At 72.1% G+C, this 13,959-nt stretch carries 12 protein-coding genes; 6 read left to right on the top strand and 6 right to left on the bottom strand.

Annotated elements, in window-relative coordinates; translation table 11 throughout:
- The first annotated feature begins 196 nt into the window (after window positions 1-196).
- A complete protein-coding gene (locus tag ACIQNG_RS02690) occupies window positions 197-3,409 on the top strand; it encodes a tetratricopeptide repeat protein (RefSeq protein ID WP_401482335.1) in 3,213 nt (1,070 codons plus the stop codon).
- A gap of 283 nt (window positions 3,410-3,692) precedes the next feature.
- Here ACIQNG_RS02690 and ACIQNG_RS02685 read toward each other — a convergent pair whose 3' ends face one another.
- Window positions 3,693-3,956: a hypothetical protein gene (locus ACIQNG_RS02685; protein WP_401482334.1), complete on the bottom strand. Its 264-nt coding sequence runs from the start codon at window positions 3,954-3,956 to the stop codon at window positions 3,693-3,695.
- Complete coding sequence (gene mca, locus ACIQNG_RS02680) at window positions 3,949-4,809, bottom strand: mycothiol conjugate amidase Mca (RefSeq protein ID WP_401430076.1); 861 nt, start codon at window positions 4,807-4,809, stop codon at window positions 3,949-3,951. Before mca ends, ACIQNG_RS02685 begins: the two co-directional genes overlap by 8 nt.
- A 235-nt stretch (window positions 4,810-5,044) precedes the next feature.
- Here mca and ACIQNG_RS02675 point away from each other — a divergent pair, with 235 nt between their 5' ends.
- Window positions 5,045-5,443 carry a DUF4307 domain-containing protein gene (locus tag ACIQNG_RS02675; RefSeq protein ID WP_401429550.1) on the top strand — a complete coding sequence of 133 codons (399 nt, stop codon included), beginning with the start codon at window positions 5,045-5,047 and terminating at the stop codon, window positions 5,441-5,443.
- A gap of 229 nt (window positions 5,444-5,672) precedes the next feature.
- Entirely contained in the window at window positions 5,673-6,173 is a 501-nt protein-coding gene (greA, locus tag ACIQNG_RS02670) for a transcription elongation factor GreA (protein ID WP_401482333.1), read from the top strand.
- Window positions 6,174-6,384: 211 nt separating this feature from the next.
- On the opposite strand, the gene ACIQNG_RS02665 is transcribed toward greA, so the two are convergent.
- The 3 genes from ACIQNG_RS02665 to ilvA all read right to left on the bottom strand — a co-directional run bounded on the left by ACIQNG_RS02665 (window position 6,385) and on the right by ilvA (window position 9,854).
- Window positions 6,385-7,191, bottom strand: coding sequence for an ABC transporter permease (locus tag ACIQNG_RS02665; RefSeq protein WP_401429546.1), 807 nt, complete (start codon window positions 7,189-7,191; stop codon window positions 6,385-6,387).
- A 37-nt stretch (window positions 7,192-7,228) separates the two neighbouring features.
- Window positions 7,229-8,338, bottom strand: a complete 1,110-nt coding sequence (locus ACIQNG_RS02660; protein ID WP_401482332.1) for an ATP-binding cassette domain-containing protein — start codon at window positions 8,336-8,338, stop codon at window positions 7,229-7,231.
- A 286-nt stretch (window positions 8,339-8,624) separates the two neighbouring features.
- Window positions 8,625-9,854: a threonine ammonia-lyase gene (ilvA, locus tag ACIQNG_RS02655; protein ID WP_401429542.1), complete on the bottom strand. Its 1,230-nt coding sequence runs from the start codon at window positions 9,852-9,854 to the stop codon at window positions 8,625-8,627.
- Between the two features lie 161 nt (window positions 9,855-10,015).
- Between ilvA and ACIQNG_RS02650 the strand changes: the two genes are divergently transcribed.
- From ACIQNG_RS02650 to ACIQNG_RS02640, 3 genes are all read left to right on the top strand, one after another.
- On the top strand, window positions 10,016-10,519 hold the full coding sequence (locus ACIQNG_RS02650) for a MarR family winged helix-turn-helix transcriptional regulator (RefSeq protein ID WP_401482331.1): 504 nt from the start codon (window positions 10,016-10,018) through the stop codon (window positions 10,517-10,519).
- A gap of 375 nt (window positions 10,520-10,894) precedes the next feature.
- Window positions 10,895-11,398, top strand: coding sequence for a sigma factor-like helix-turn-helix DNA-binding protein (locus tag ACIQNG_RS02645; RefSeq protein WP_401482330.1), 504 nt, complete (start codon window positions 10,895-10,897; stop codon window positions 11,396-11,398).
- A 10-nt stretch (window positions 11,399-11,408) separates the two neighbouring features.
- Complete coding sequence (locus ACIQNG_RS02640; protein ID WP_401482329.1) at window positions 11,409-11,657, top strand: hypothetical protein; 249 nt, start codon at window positions 11,409-11,411, stop codon at window positions 11,655-11,657.
- Between the two features lie 1,037 nt (window positions 11,658-12,694).
- Here ACIQNG_RS02640 and ACIQNG_RS02635 read toward each other — a convergent pair.
- Window positions 12,695-13,852 (bottom strand): cystathionine gamma-synthase, encoded by a 1,158-nt coding sequence (locus tag ACIQNG_RS02635; protein ID WP_401482328.1) that lies wholly within the window; start codon window positions 13,850-13,852, stop codon window positions 12,695-12,697.
- Window positions 13,853-13,959: the final 107 nt, after the last annotated feature.

Raw genomic sequence — 13,959 nt, 5'->3', positions numbered from 1 at the left:
CCCCGCATTTCCCGTGCGCGCTCGGTGCTTTCGGCGGTCACCGGCCACGATAGCCACTCCGGCGACGCAGAGCATCGGCGTGCGTACGCTCCGTGTTCGCCACGGGGACGCGTGGGCCGTCCGACCCCCTCGCCCCGGCGCGCCCTACGCAGCACACTTGACCGCGAGAACAGTTGCTGCCGGAGGGGGACGAGACATGCGGGACGGTCATCGGGCCGAGGCCGAACGGCTGCTGGCCCGGGCTGTGGAGGAGGAGGTACGGCGCTCCGGGGGCCGTACCGAGTCGAACGTGCTGATGGCACGGGCACGCGGCGCGCTGGACACGATGGCGCAGACCGCCGCGGAGGAGTACACGGCGTACACCCGGGCGCTGGACGAGTCCGAGGCCGGGAGGTTGACGTTCGGTCAACGCTATGCGCGGGACGGCGGCGGGACCCCGCTGCTGGTCGCGGGCGTCGGCGCGGTGACCGCCATGGTGGCGGACCTCGTCCTCGGGACGACGACGGCGACCGCCGTGGGCGCCGGGGTGGCCGTCGGGGTCGCCGCCGCGGCGACGACGGTGGTGAAGGTGGCCGGCGCCCATCTGCCGGCCGCGCACCATCGCGCCGGGGCGGCCGGACAGCCGGGCGGGGCCGAGCAGTTGCGGCTCCAGTGGCTCACCGCGCTGGAGGTGCGCGGCATACGCCCGTTCATGGACCAGCAGCGGGTGCTGGCCGCCTCCACCGGGCCGAAGAAGAGCGGGCCCAAGCTGTTCGGCGCCGACAAGAGCGGGGCCGCGCGCGGGCGCAGCGTCCTGGAGCAGTCGTTCGCCCAACTCCCGGATTCCACCGGGCCGTTCGCGGGGCGGCGCGAGGAGATGGCGCGGATCCGGCAGTGGGTCCAGGCGGGCCGGGCCAGCACCCGGACCCAGCCGACGGTGGTGGTGCTGCACGGGCCGCCGGGCAGCGGCCGTACGACCCTCGCCGTGCGGGCCGCGCGCGATCTGCGGGACCAGTTCCGCGGCGCCTGTGTGGTCGATCTGCGCGGCGACACCCCCGACGAGCCGCCGCTGCCCACCCGTGACGCGCTGCTGCATCTGCTCAACCGGCTCGGCGCCCCGCGCGAGCAACTCCTCTTCCGGGAGCGCTCGTCCGCCGACCAGCAGGTCAGACGGCTCAGCGAGCTGTACCACCAGCATCTGACCGGCGTCCCGGTCACCGTCGTCCTCAACGACGCCCTCGACCCCGAGCAGGTCCGCACGCTCGTCCCCGAACGCTCCGACAGCCTGGTCCTGGTCACCGCCCGCGAACCCCTCGACCTGCCCGCCGACCTCCAGGCGTCGGTGCACCACCTGCCGGTACGGCCCCTGGAGGCGGCCGGCGCGGAGGAACTGCTCGCCGCGGCGGCACAGGACGCCTCCGGGCCCTACCCGGGCCCCTACGACGCCGCGTCAGGCGACCTGATCACCCAGTTGTGCGGCGGGCTGCCGCTGGCGCTGCGCATCGCGGGCTCCTCACTCGGACCGCGCTCACCCCGCCAGCTCGCCTCGGACCTGGGCGCCTACGGGCCCGTCGCCCCCGTCGAGCGCGCCCTGTGGCTGCGCTACACCGACCAGTCCGACCCCGCCCGGCGGCTCCTGCGCCGGCTCGCGCTGGCCGGCCGGGCCTCGCTGGGCACGGCTGCCGCCGCCTCACTGCTGGCCACCGACCAGAGCGAGGCCGGCCGCCATCTGGTGGCGCTCGCCCGCGCGGGCCTGATCGACCTGGTGCGCGGCGACCGCTACCGGCTGCACGACCTGGTCCGCGGCTTCGCCCACGCCCGGCTCCTCGACGAGGAGGAGGCCGCCGAACGCACCGCCGCCCAGGAACGGCTGATCGTCAACTACGCCGAACTCGCCGACTCCGTACTGCGCCTGGTCGACGGCAACATGTCGACCCGCTCGGACCGCTTCGGCCCGCACGGCTTCACCTCGCTGGACGAGGCGCTGCGCTGGCTGGACGACGAGTCCAGCTTCATCACGGCCACGCTGCGGCACGCCGAGGGCGTCGACCAGGGCGCGGTGCTCAATCTGCTGGGCGCGCTGTGCGACTACTGCCTGCTGCGCGGCGACCTCTACCGGCTCGGCGAGATCAGCGACCTCGCCCAGGCCGTCGACCAGGGGCTGCTCATCCGCTCCGTGCAGTGGCGCACCGGCATCGCGGCCCGCCAGCTCGGCGAACTGGACAAGGCCCGTGCGACCCTGTCGTCCGTGGTCGATCTGTACATGGAGGCCCATCACGACGCGGGCACCGCCCGTGCCCTGTGCTCGCTCGGCATCACCCTGCACCACCAGGGGCAGCTGGGCGAGGCGGCGGCCAAGCTGCGCGAGGCGCTCGACCTCCAGTCGCTCCCCCAACTGGCCACCGACCGCGCCTGGACCATGCACGCCCTGGCCGCCGTCGAACGCGACCGCGCCCATCTCGCCGAGGCCCTGGACCTGCTGGGCCGCTCCCTGGCCCTGCACCGCGCGGGCGAGTCCGTGCACGGCGAGGCATGGGCGCACTTCCAGCTCGGGCAGCTCTACGTACGGCTCGGCGACACAGGCCGCGCCGAGACCGCCCTCCAGGCGGCCCTGGAGCTGTACGACCGCACCCGCGACGCCCGTGGCACCGCCTGGGCCCTCACCCAGCTCGCCCGCGCCCGTCTGGTCGCCGGTGACGCCTCACCGGCGGTGGACGAACTGCGCGCGGCAGCCGCCCGGCACCGCGACAACGAGGACGCGCGCGGCGAGGCGTGGACCCTGTACTACCTCGGGCAGGCCCTGGAGGAGACCGGCAACCTGGAACAGGCCGTCCGCGACCTGGAGCGCTCCCGCACGATGTTCTCCCGGATGCGGGACGTCTACGGGCTGGCCTGCGCCCGCCACCACTCCGCCCGCGTCACCCGCGACCAGCGCGCCGCGCAGACGGGTTCGCTGCGCAACTCCGGCTTCGCCCGTCAGCTCCTGGTCGACGCCCGCGCCGACTTCCAGCGCATCGGCGTCGCCCACGGCGAGGCGTGGACCTGTCTGGAGCTGGCCGTGGTCGACGCGGGGAACGCCCGTACGCCCCAGGCCCTGGAACTGTGCGACGAGGCCATCGGGCTGTTCGCCTCCTACGGCGACCGGCGCGGCGAGGACTGGGCCCGCTTCCTGCGCTGCACCCTGCTGCCGTACGCCGCCCCCGGCGGGGTCGAGGTCGGTACGGCCGTCGCGCAGGAGGAGCTGTCCCAGCTCGCCCGCACCTCCCACGCCGCCCGCGATCCCCAGCTGGGCGAGTACGTGGAGGCGTACCAGTTGCTCCTCGAACGCGGGATCAGCCTGGACACGGGGTGGCAGGCGTGGCGGCTGGGCATGGTGCCGAGCCGACACGCACGCGAGGTGATGGGGGTGGCGGTGACGGTGGGGTCCTGAGATGCCCAGGGGTCGGTGGGGGGCGTTCGGGCCGTGGTGGCCCGGTCCCTCTGGCCGGTGGTGATCACCCGGGCCGTGCGGGGGGGGGCCGCCCGTGCCGAACCTCCACGGCGACCGGGCCGACACCCCGCCGGCCCCCTGCCCCCGTCGGGGACAGGCGGCGCTGACGGGGCCCTGACGGGGCCCTGACACTCCGGACCCGACGGGCGGCCGGGTGAGGGCCGGGCAGCCGGGCGAGGGGGCGCCAGCCGGGCGAGGGGGCGGGCGCAGGCGGGCCGATCGGCTAGCCGGCGCGTTCCGCCTTCGCCTCACCGCCGCCCGGGGCCGCCGCGGACCCGGCCCCGGTCTTGTCGTCGGACCGCTCCTCGAAGTCGACCTTGCCCATGTGGCGGTTCATCGACTTCATCAGTCCCCACACGGCCAGGGCCATCACCGCGAACACGATGAAGCCGAGGACGCCGGGGGTCACCTTGTCCTCGTCGAGCTCCTTCGCGAAGGTGACGAGGTTCGTCATTGCCAGGCTTGCGCTTGCGCTCATGTCAGGCATTGTCCCGGACGCCCGCGAAGAGGTCGTCCTCGGGGAGGGAGGTCTCGACGAGCGACTTCGCCAGCTCGTACTCCTCCGTCGGCCAGACCTCCTTCTGGAGCTCCATCGGCACCCGGAACCAGCCGCCGTCCGGGTCGATCTGCGTGGCGTGCGCGATCAGCGCCTTGTCGCGGATCTCGTAGAACTCGGCGCACGGCACATGCGTGGTCAGCGTGCGCTCCGTGTGCCCCGAGTCCTCCCAGCGCTTGAGCCACTCCCCGTACGGCGACTCCAGGCCCCGCGAGAGCATCGCCTCGTGCAGCGCCTCGGTGCGCGCCCGGTTGAAGCCCTGGTTGTAGTAGAGCTTCAGCGGCTGGTAGGCGGGGCCGAACTCCGCCTCCGGGAACTTCTCGGTGTCCGTCGCGCCCTCGAACGCCACCATCGAGATCTTGTGGGTCATGATGTGGTCCGGGTGCGGATACCCGCCGTTCTCGTCGTACGTCGTGATGACCTGCGGGCGGAACGAGCGGATCTGCCGGACCAGCTCACCGGCCGCGTGCTCGACGTCCTCCAGCGCGAAGCAGCCCTCGGGCAGCGGCGGCAGCGGGTCGCCCTCCGGCAGCCCGGAGTCCACGAACCCGAGCCACTCCTGCTTCACCCCGAGGATCTCCCGGGCCTCGTCCATCTCCTTCTTGCGGACCTCGTGGATGTGCTCCTCGATGTACGTGTCGCCCTGGAGCTTGGGGTTGAGGATGGAGCCGCGCTCTCCGCCGGTGCAGGTCACGACCAGCACGTCCACCCCCTCGGACACATACTTCGCCATGGTCGCCGCGCCCTTGCTCGACTCGTCGTCGGGATGTGCGTGCACGGCCATCAGTCGCAGCTGGTCAGTCAAGACTCAATCCTCATTGAACAGGCCCCCGGAGTGCCCGGGTGCGATGGTCGGGTGCCCGGCCCCTCACGGCGGGGGTGGGGCGGCGGTCCGGTGGCGGACGGGCGGCTTCTATAGTGACCGAAGCGGAGGGCCAAAAATTCCGGAGTTCCGCTTCGGACCCCCTTTTGGGACGACGTCCACGGACCCGTCCCGCCCCGTGGCCGAGAGGACGATCATGAGTACGGTGAGCACCCGACCGCCGGAGGGCCGCTACGGCCGCCCCTCGGACGAGCGCTCGGACCGCACCCTGAAGATCGTCGGGGCCGTGCTGGGCGCCCTGCTGCTGGCCCTGGTCGGCTATTTCGGCTACCACTATGTCGGGCAGAACAAGATCAGCGCGGAGTTGATCGGCTTCGACCTCGGTGAGAACGAGGTCAAGGTCCGGCTGAAGGTCGAGAAGGACGCCGGGGCCGTCGGCCACTGCACGGTCCGCTCCCAGTCGGAGAACGGTGCCGAGGTCGGCCGCGCCGACTTCACCTTCGACGGGGACGCCACCACGATCGAACGGGTGGTCACCCTGCGTACGACCGGCCCCGCCACCTCCGCCGAGCTGCTCGGCTGTCAGCCGAGCTGATCCTCCGCCCGGCCGGGGAACCCACCGGGGTGCGAGCCCCGGGTGCGGGGCCGAGCACGGGGTGGAAGCCAATACCTCCGCGCCGACCTGCGTTGATGGGTTTTTGGTGACTTATGTCCTCCCCCTCCCGCTCCTGAATTGTTAGGCTCGTGGTTTCGCCCACTCATGAAGGAACATCCTTCTGGGTAGGGCGATGCTTTGTATTCCCAGTACCGACGAGGAGCACCCTGTGACCCAGACCAGCGAGAACGTCACCTGGCTGACCCAGGAGGCGTACAACAAGCTCAAGGACGAGCTTGCGTACCTTACTGGTCCTGCGCGCACCGAGATCGCCGCCAAGATCGCGGCCGCGCGCGAGGAGGGCGATCTGCGCGAGAACGGCGGGTACCACGCGGCCAAGGAGGAGCAGGGAAAGCAGGAGCTCCGCGTGCGCCAGCTGACTCAGTTGCTGGAGAACGCCCAGGTCGGTGAGGCACCGACCTCCACGGACGGCGCGGTGGCACCCGGAATGGTCGTGACCATCGCCTTCGACGGCGACGAGGACGACACGCTGACCTTCCTGCTCGCCTCCCGTGAGTACGCCAGCTCCGCCATCGAGACCTACTCCCCGCAGTCCCCGCTGGGCAGCGGCGTGATCGGCCACAAGGTCGGCGAGGACGCGGAGTACGAACTCCCCAACGGCCGGACCGCCTCCGTCCGCATCCTGAAGGCGGAGCCGTACAGCGACTGAGCCGAGGGCGACGGGCCCGAAGAGCCCGACGCCGCCGCTCCCCGCATCTCCCTGGACCAAGCCCCAGGCGCCCACGTGACGCCAGGGGCTTGGTCATGTCCGGGAGTGATGTCCGGAGGCATGCCTGGGGGGTGATGTCCGGGGGGTGATGTCCGGGGGGTGATGTCCGGGGTGCGGGGATCAGCCGTCCGCGTGTCCGGGGGCCGGGTGATCAGCCGTCCGCCGAGCGGTACTTGCGGACGGCGAGCGTCCGGAAGACCACGACGATCAGGACCGACCAGATCAGCGAGGCCCAGACCGGGTGCTGCATGGGCCAGGCGTCGGACTGCACGACGCCGGGGTTGCCGAACAGTTCACGGCACGCCTGGACGGTGGCGCTGAACGGGTTCCACTCGGCGATGTGGCGCAGCCAGGGAGTCATCTGGCTGGAGTCCACGAAGGCGTTCGAGATGAACGTCACCGGGAACAGCCAGATGATCCCGCCCGAGGTGGCCGCCTCGGGGGTGCGGACGGAGAGGCCGATCAGTGCCCCGATCCAGGTGAAGGCGTAACCGAGCAGCAGGAGCAGGGCGAAGCCGGCGAGGACCTTCCCGGCGTTGGTCGGCTCGGCCGAGCCGGGGCGCCAGCCCACGAGCAGGGCGACGATCGCGAGGACGAGCAGAGTGATGCTGGTCTGTACGAGGTCGGCGACCGTGCGCCCGGTGAGGACCGCGCCGCGGGCCATCGGGAGGGAACGGAAGCGGTCGACGAGCCCCTTCTGCATGTCGTCCGCGGTGCCGGCGGCCGATCCGGCCGTGGCGAAGGTGACGGTCTGGGCGAAGATGCCCGCCATCAGGAAGTTCTTGTAGACGTCCGGGTCGGTGCTGCCCGCGACCGTCATGGAACCGCCGAAGACATAGGTGAAGAGGATCACGAACATCACCGGCTGGATGATCCCGAACAGGACCATCTCGGGGATCCTGGTCATGCGGATCAGGTTCCTGCGGGCTATGACCAGGGAGTCGGCGACCGTGCTCATGCGCTCTCCCCCTTCCAGGTGTTCACATGCCGGCAGCTCACTGCGCCGTCTCCTTCTTCTGCTTGCGGGCCGTGCCGGACGTACGGGACGTCGGGGCTTCGCGGGTGGTGGGGTCGTCGCCCGGGCCGGAGTCCCGGTCGGTGTCCTGGTCGGTGTCCTGGTCGTGGGCCTGGTCGGTGTCCTGGTCGCCGTCGTCGGGGGTGTTCTCCTCGGCGACGTGGCCGGTCAGGGAGAGGAAGACATCGTCCAGGGTGGGGCGGCGCAGACCGATGTCGTCTATCTCGATGCCCCGGCCGTCCAGTTCGCGGATGATCTCGGCGAGCAGCTTGGCGCCGCCGGTGACGGGGACGGTGAGTTTGCGGGTGTGCTGTTCGACGGTGGTCTCGCCCTTGCCGAAGCCGTGCAGCAGTTCGGCGGCGGTGGTGATGTCCTCCCGCTGGTGCACCACGACCTCGACGCGCTCGCCGCCGGTGCGGGCCTTGAGCTCGTCGGAGCTGCCGCGGGCGATCACCCGGCCGTGGTCGACCACCGCGACGTCATGGGCGAGATGGTCGGCCTCCTCCAGATACTGGGTGGTCAGGAGCAGGGTCGTACCGCCGGAGACCAGTTGCTTGATGACCTCCCACAACTGCTGGCGGTTGCGGGGGTCGAGTCCGGTGGTGGGCTCGTCCATGAACATCACGGGCGGGCGGACCACCAGTGCCGCCGCCAGGTCGAGTCTGCGGCGCATCCCGCCGGAGTAGGTCTTCGCGGGCCGGTCGGCGGCGTCCGAGAGATGGAACTGGTCGAGCAGCTCGGCGGCCCGGACCTTCGCGGCCTTGGCCTTGAGCTGGTACAGCTGGCCGACCATCTGGAGGTTCTCCCGGCCGGTCAAATACTCGTCGACCGCGGCGAACTGGCCGGACAGACCTATGGAGCGCCGCACTTCATTGGGCTGCTTGAGCACATCGAGGCCGGCGACGATCGCCCGGCCGCTGTCGGGGCGCAGCAAGGTGGTGAGGCAGCGGACGGTGGTGGTCTTGCCCGCGCCGTTCGGCCCGAGCAGACCGAGCACGGTGCCTTCCGGGACATCGAGGTCGACGCCGTCCAGAGCCCTTACGTCGCCGAAGGTCTTGACCAGACCTTCGGCGTAGATGGCGCCTGGCATATCAGTCTCCACTGGGTGGTCAGGGTCAGTTTGAAGAGTCTGGATTCGAGTGTTCTGTTCTACCTGCTGTGCGGCGAATCCGCCTGGTGCGGGGCGGAACACGAGGCCGGATCTGCGCCACGAGACACACCATAACGCGATGTATCGCGTCTCACAACGGAGTTGTGCCGGATTCCCTCGGTCGAGTGATGAAAGCGCGCCTGACCTGGGGTGACCTGGCCTGGGGTGACCTGGGGGGTGACCTGGGGCGACGTGGGGGGGACCTGGGGTGACCTGGGGCTGCGCCTCAGTCGATGACCGTGTACCCCGCGTCGCGCAGGGCCTGGCCGACCTCGACGCAGTGCGCCGGGCCCTTCGTCTCCAGGTGCAGTTCGACCTCCGCCTCCGCGAGGCCGAGCCGGGGGTCGGTCCGTACATGACTCACGTCGAGGACGTTGGCATCCACCACCGACAACGTCCCCAGCAGCGAGGCGAGAGCGCCCGGCCGGTCCGTGAGCCGCAGTCGGACGGCCAGGTAACGCCCCTGCGCGGCCATGCCGTGCCGCAGGATCCGCTGCATCAGCAGCGGGTCGACGTTCCCGCCGGACAGCACCGCGACGACCGGCCCCGCCACCTCGTGCGGGGCGCTCAGCAGCGCCGCGACCGGGCTCGCCCCGGCCGGTTCCACGACCAGCTTCGCCCGCTCCAGACAGAGCAGCAGCGCGGCGGACAGCTCGTCCTCGGTGACCGTACGCACCTCGTCCACCAGCGCGTCCACGATCCCGAACGGCACCTCGCCCGGCCGTCCGACGCGGATCCCGTCCGCCATCGTCACCGGATGCTCGACCGCCACCGGCCGCCCGGCCGCCAGCGAGGGCGGATACGCCGCCGCGCCCTCCGCCTGCACCCCGATGATCCGTACGTCCGGCCGCAGCGCCTTGACACCGACCGCGATCCCGGCCGCCAGCCCGCCGCCGCCCATGCCGACGAGGATCGTGCGCACCTCGGGGCACTGCTCCAGGATCTCCAGACCGACCGTGCCCTGTCCGGCGATGATGTCGGGGTGGTCGAAGGGGTGGATGAACACCGCGCCCGTGGTCCGCGCGTACGCCTCGGCGGCGGCCAGCGTCTCGTCCACCACCTGGCCGTGCAGCCGCACCTCGGCGCCGTACTCACGGGTCGCGCTGATCTTCGGCAGCGGGGCGCCCTTCGGCATGAACACCGTCGCCCGCACCCCGAGCAGCGAGGACGCGAGCGCCACCCCCTGCGCGTGGTTGCCCGCGCTCGCCGCGACCACTCCGGCGGCCCGCTCCTCGGGCAGCAGCCCGGCGATCCGCACGTAGGCGCCGCGCAGCTTGAACGAACCGGTCCGCTGGAGGTTCTCGCACTTGAGGTGGACGGGCGAGCCGACCAGCTGGGTCAGATAGCGGCTGCCCTCCATGGCGGTCACCCGCGCCACGCCCGACAGCATCTTCTGCGCGCCCCGGACATCGTCCAGCGTGACCGGCGGCAAAGGGGCGGTCCTGCGGTGGTTCATGGCTCAAGTCTCGCAGTTCACAGGTGCCGCGCGCCGTTGTGACCAAGCACCGAGACGGGTTTGGTCAGCGCCCCTACGGGCCGCCTCCCATCCGCGTACCCTGTCCCCCAACCCAGCACCCAGCATGAAGTGAGCCCCCGGCCATGCCCACAACACCTGAAATGTCGATGGACATGACGACCGTCGGTGACACCGGTCTTCTGGAGACGATGCAGCACGAGGTGGCGGTGTTCGCACGCCGCGCGGAACAGACCCGGCTCGGCGGGGTCGGACAGGTGCGCAACTCCATGGACCGCGCCGCGTACCTGCTGCTCAACCGGCTCGACAAGGAGGGTCCGATGGGCGTGAAGGCGCTCGCCTCCAGCATGGGGATCGACTCGTCCACCGTCACCCGTCAGGTGGCCCCGCTGGTGGACACCGGGCTGGTCAAGCGCACCTCGCACCCCGAGGACGGCCGCGCGGTGGTGCTCCAGCTCAGCCCGCGCGGGCTCGCGCGCCTGGATGAGGTGCGCTCATCCCGGCGTCAGCTCATGGCCCAGCTGACCCATGACTGGGCGCCGGAGGAGCGGGTGGCGTTCTGCGCGCTCCTCACCCGCTTCAACACCGCCCTGTCCTCCCGGATGGCGGCCCCTGAGGCGCCCGTGGAGCCGACGGCCGGGTCCTAGCGCGCACGCGCGCGTGAGGCCGCCGTGCACGGAGCGCTGCGCGACTCTTGACCGGCGGGGCCCGCCTGGCCTCATATGAGACCGAAGAACGACCCGGCCGCACCCGCCCCGGGCCGCCGTCGGGCGACCTCGGATTGTCCACGACGGTTTCCGGCGAATGCCGTACGCCGTACCAGCCCCACAGGCATCGTCGTACGCCGCTCCGGCGACGTCGTACGGCGGTGTCCGCGACGGTCGTACGACGCCGGTGACGGCGGTGACGGCGGTGACGGCGGTGACCACCCTGGCAGGGACGGCGGTCGGGCGGCTCGTACGGCAGGGTACGGCGGGTTCATGTCCCGTCACTCGGGTCGGCCTCGGCCGGGGGGAGACGCGGTGGGAGAACGGCAGGGGTCCCGGGACGCGCGCCGGGACCGGGAGTTCGAGGCGTTCGTCGCAGGCGCGTCGGGTCGGCTGCTGCACACCGCCACCCTGCTGACCGCGGAGACGCCCGGCGACAACCCACGCGCGCGGCACCTGCTCACCGTGGCCCTGGCACACACCTACGCGGTGTGGGACCGGCTGCGGGGCGAGGACCCGTACGACCGGACCCGGCAGCAGTTGGCCCACCGCTTCGCGCGCGCGGCGTGGCTCCAGTACGGGGCGCTGGGCCGGGCCCGTCCCCACCCCGGCAGCGCTTTGGCGGTACTGGCCCCCCAGGAGCGGCTGATCCTCGTCCTGCGGCTCTATGAAGGCGTCGCGGAACAGCAGGCCGCCGCGCTGCTGGGGCTGCCCGTGGAGCGCGTACGGGCCATCTGCGACCGGGCCACGGCGACGCTGCTGCATCCACCGAAGGAACCCGCGCGCGCGGTCGCCGCGGCGAAGGCGGCGACGCCGTGAGGGGGGTGCGGTGAGCCGGGCCGACCGGGAGGCCGCAGCGCGGCGGATCATGGAGCGGACGCCGCCGCCGGTGCCGCCGGAACTGCACCGGGAGGCGGTGCGGCGGGGCACCCGCCTGCTGCGGCGCCGACGGGTCGCGCTGCGGGTGATGTGGCTGGTGCTGCTGGCCGCGGCGGTCGCGTTCACGGTGTGGGCGCTGACCGTCCGGCCGTGGGTGGAGCCGCCGTCGGTGACGACTCCACCGCTGACCGGTTGGTGAACCCATCCCCGACCCACGCGAGCCGGGGTTCTTGGTCGGGGGTCCGGGGTCGGGGTCGGGGTCGGGGGTCGCGGGTCGGGGCCCGGGGCGGGAGTCCGGGGTCGGGGGTCGCGGGTCGGGGCCCGGGGTCGGGAGTCCGGGGTCGGGAGTCCGGGGTCGGGGGGTCTGGGACCGAAGTTCGGGGTCGGGGCTCGTGGTCCCGGACCGTGGTCCGGGGTTCGTGGCTCGTGGCTCGTGGCCCGGGATCCGGGGTCGGGGGCCTGTGACCCGGGATCCGGGGTCGGGGGCCTGTGACCCGGGATCCGGGGCTCGTGGTTCGGGACCGTGCTCCGGGGCCGGGGTTCCGTGACCCGGGATCCGGGGCCCGCCTTGGTCCGGGGCCCGGGTCCCGGGTCCCGTGGTCGATGATCCGGGCCTGTGGTCCGGGGTCGGGGATCCGGAGCCCGACGTCCGTGGTCCAGCATCCGGGATCCGTGGACCGAGCCCGGAGCCCGGGGCCGGGGGCCATGGTCCAAAGCCCGGTGTCCGGGATCCGTGGACCGAGACCCGGGACCGGGACCCGTGGTCGATGATCCGGGCCCATGGTCCGAGGTCGGGGATCCGGAGCCCGACGTCCGTGGTCCAGCATCCGGGATCCGTGGACCGAGACCCGGGGACCGGGACTACTAGTCGATGATCCGGGCCCATGGTCCGAGGTCGAGGATCCGGAGCCCGACGGAGCCCGACGTCCGTGGTCCGGAATCCGTGGACGGGGCCCGGGGTCCGGGGCCCGGGACCCGAGGCCCGGGATCCGGGGTCCGTGGACCGAGGCCCGGGATCCGGGATCTGTGGACCGAGGCCCGGGATCCGGGATCTGTGGACCGAGCCCGCGGCCCGGGGCCGGGGGCCCGTGGTCCGGCGTCCGGGGTCCGTGGACCGAGGCCCGGCGTCCGTGGTCCGGGATCCCCGGGTGTGGATCAGGCTCGGGGCCCGGGGCCGGGGTCCCTTGGTCCGGCGTCCGTGGACCGAGGCCCGGCGTCCGGGATCCCTGGTGTGGATCAGGCTCCGAGGGCCTGCTGGAGGTCTTCCAGGAGATCGTCGGCGTTCTCGATGCCGACGGAGAGTCGTACGAGGTCGGCGGGGACCTCCAGGGCCGAGCCGGCGGCCGAGGCGTGGGTCATCCGGCCCGGGTGCTCGATCAGTGACTCGACGCCGCCGAGGGACTCGCCGAGGGTGAAGACCTTGGCGCGGTTGCAGACCTCGACGGCCGCTTCCTCGCCGCCCTCGACCTGGAAGGAGATCATGCCGCCGAACGACCGCATCTGCTTGGCGGCGATCTCATGACCGGGGTGGTCCGGCAGGCCCGGGTACAGGACACGCGTCACGCGCGCGTGGCGGGTGAGCATGTCGGCGATCTTGGTGGCGTTCTCGCTGTGCCGGTCCATCCGTACCGAGAGCGTCTTGGTGCCGCGCAGCACCAGCCAGGAGTCGAACGGACCGGCGACCGCGCCCATGGCGTTCTGGTGGAAGACCAGCTCCTCGCCCAGCGTCTCGTCGGCCACGATCAGGGCACCGCCGACGACGTCGGAGTGGCCGCCCATGTACTTGGTCAGGGAGTGCACCACGATATCGGCGCCCAGCGACAGCGGCTGCTGGAGGTAGGGGGTCGCGAAGGTGTTGTCCACGACGAGCCGGGCGCCCGCGTCACGGGCGATCTGGGCGACGGCCGTGATGTCGGTGATGCCGAGCAGCGGGTTGGAGGGGGTCTCCACCCAGACGACCTTGGTCTTCGGCGTGATCGCGGCCCGTACGGCGGCCGGGTCACTGGTGTCGGCGACCGACCACTCCACCCCCCAGCGGGCGACGACCTTGGCGAACAGGCGGAACGTGCCGCCGTAGGCGTCGTTCGGGATGACCACGTGGTCGCCGGGGCTGAGCAGGGTGCGCAGCAGGCAGTCCTCCGCCGCGAGCCCGGACGCGAAGGCGAGCCCGCGGCGTCCGCCCTCCAGGGCCGCGAGGTTCTCCTCCAGCGCGGTGCGCGTGGGATTGGCGCTGCGGCTGTACTCGTATCCGCCGCGCAGCCCGCCGACACCGTCCTGCTTGTAGGTGGACACCTGGTAGATCGGCGGGACGACCGCCCCGGTCAGGGGATCGGCGGTGTTGCCCGCGTGGATCGCGAGGGTCTCGAAGTGCTGACTGAAATGCCTGTCGCTCATGGCCCCTGAGCGTAGTCCGAGCGGGGGGCGGGTGTCGGCGGGCGAGGGGACCATGGCTGGAGACGGTAGGGGTGCGCGGGGAGGGCCGGCGGGAAGTTATCCACAGG

This window comes from Streptomyces sp. NPDC091377 (assembly GCF_044757045.1).
GTDB lineage: Bacteria > Actinomycetota > Actinomycetes > Streptomycetales > Streptomycetaceae > Streptomyces.
This window is presented reverse-complemented; position numbering and strand designations above follow the sequence as displayed.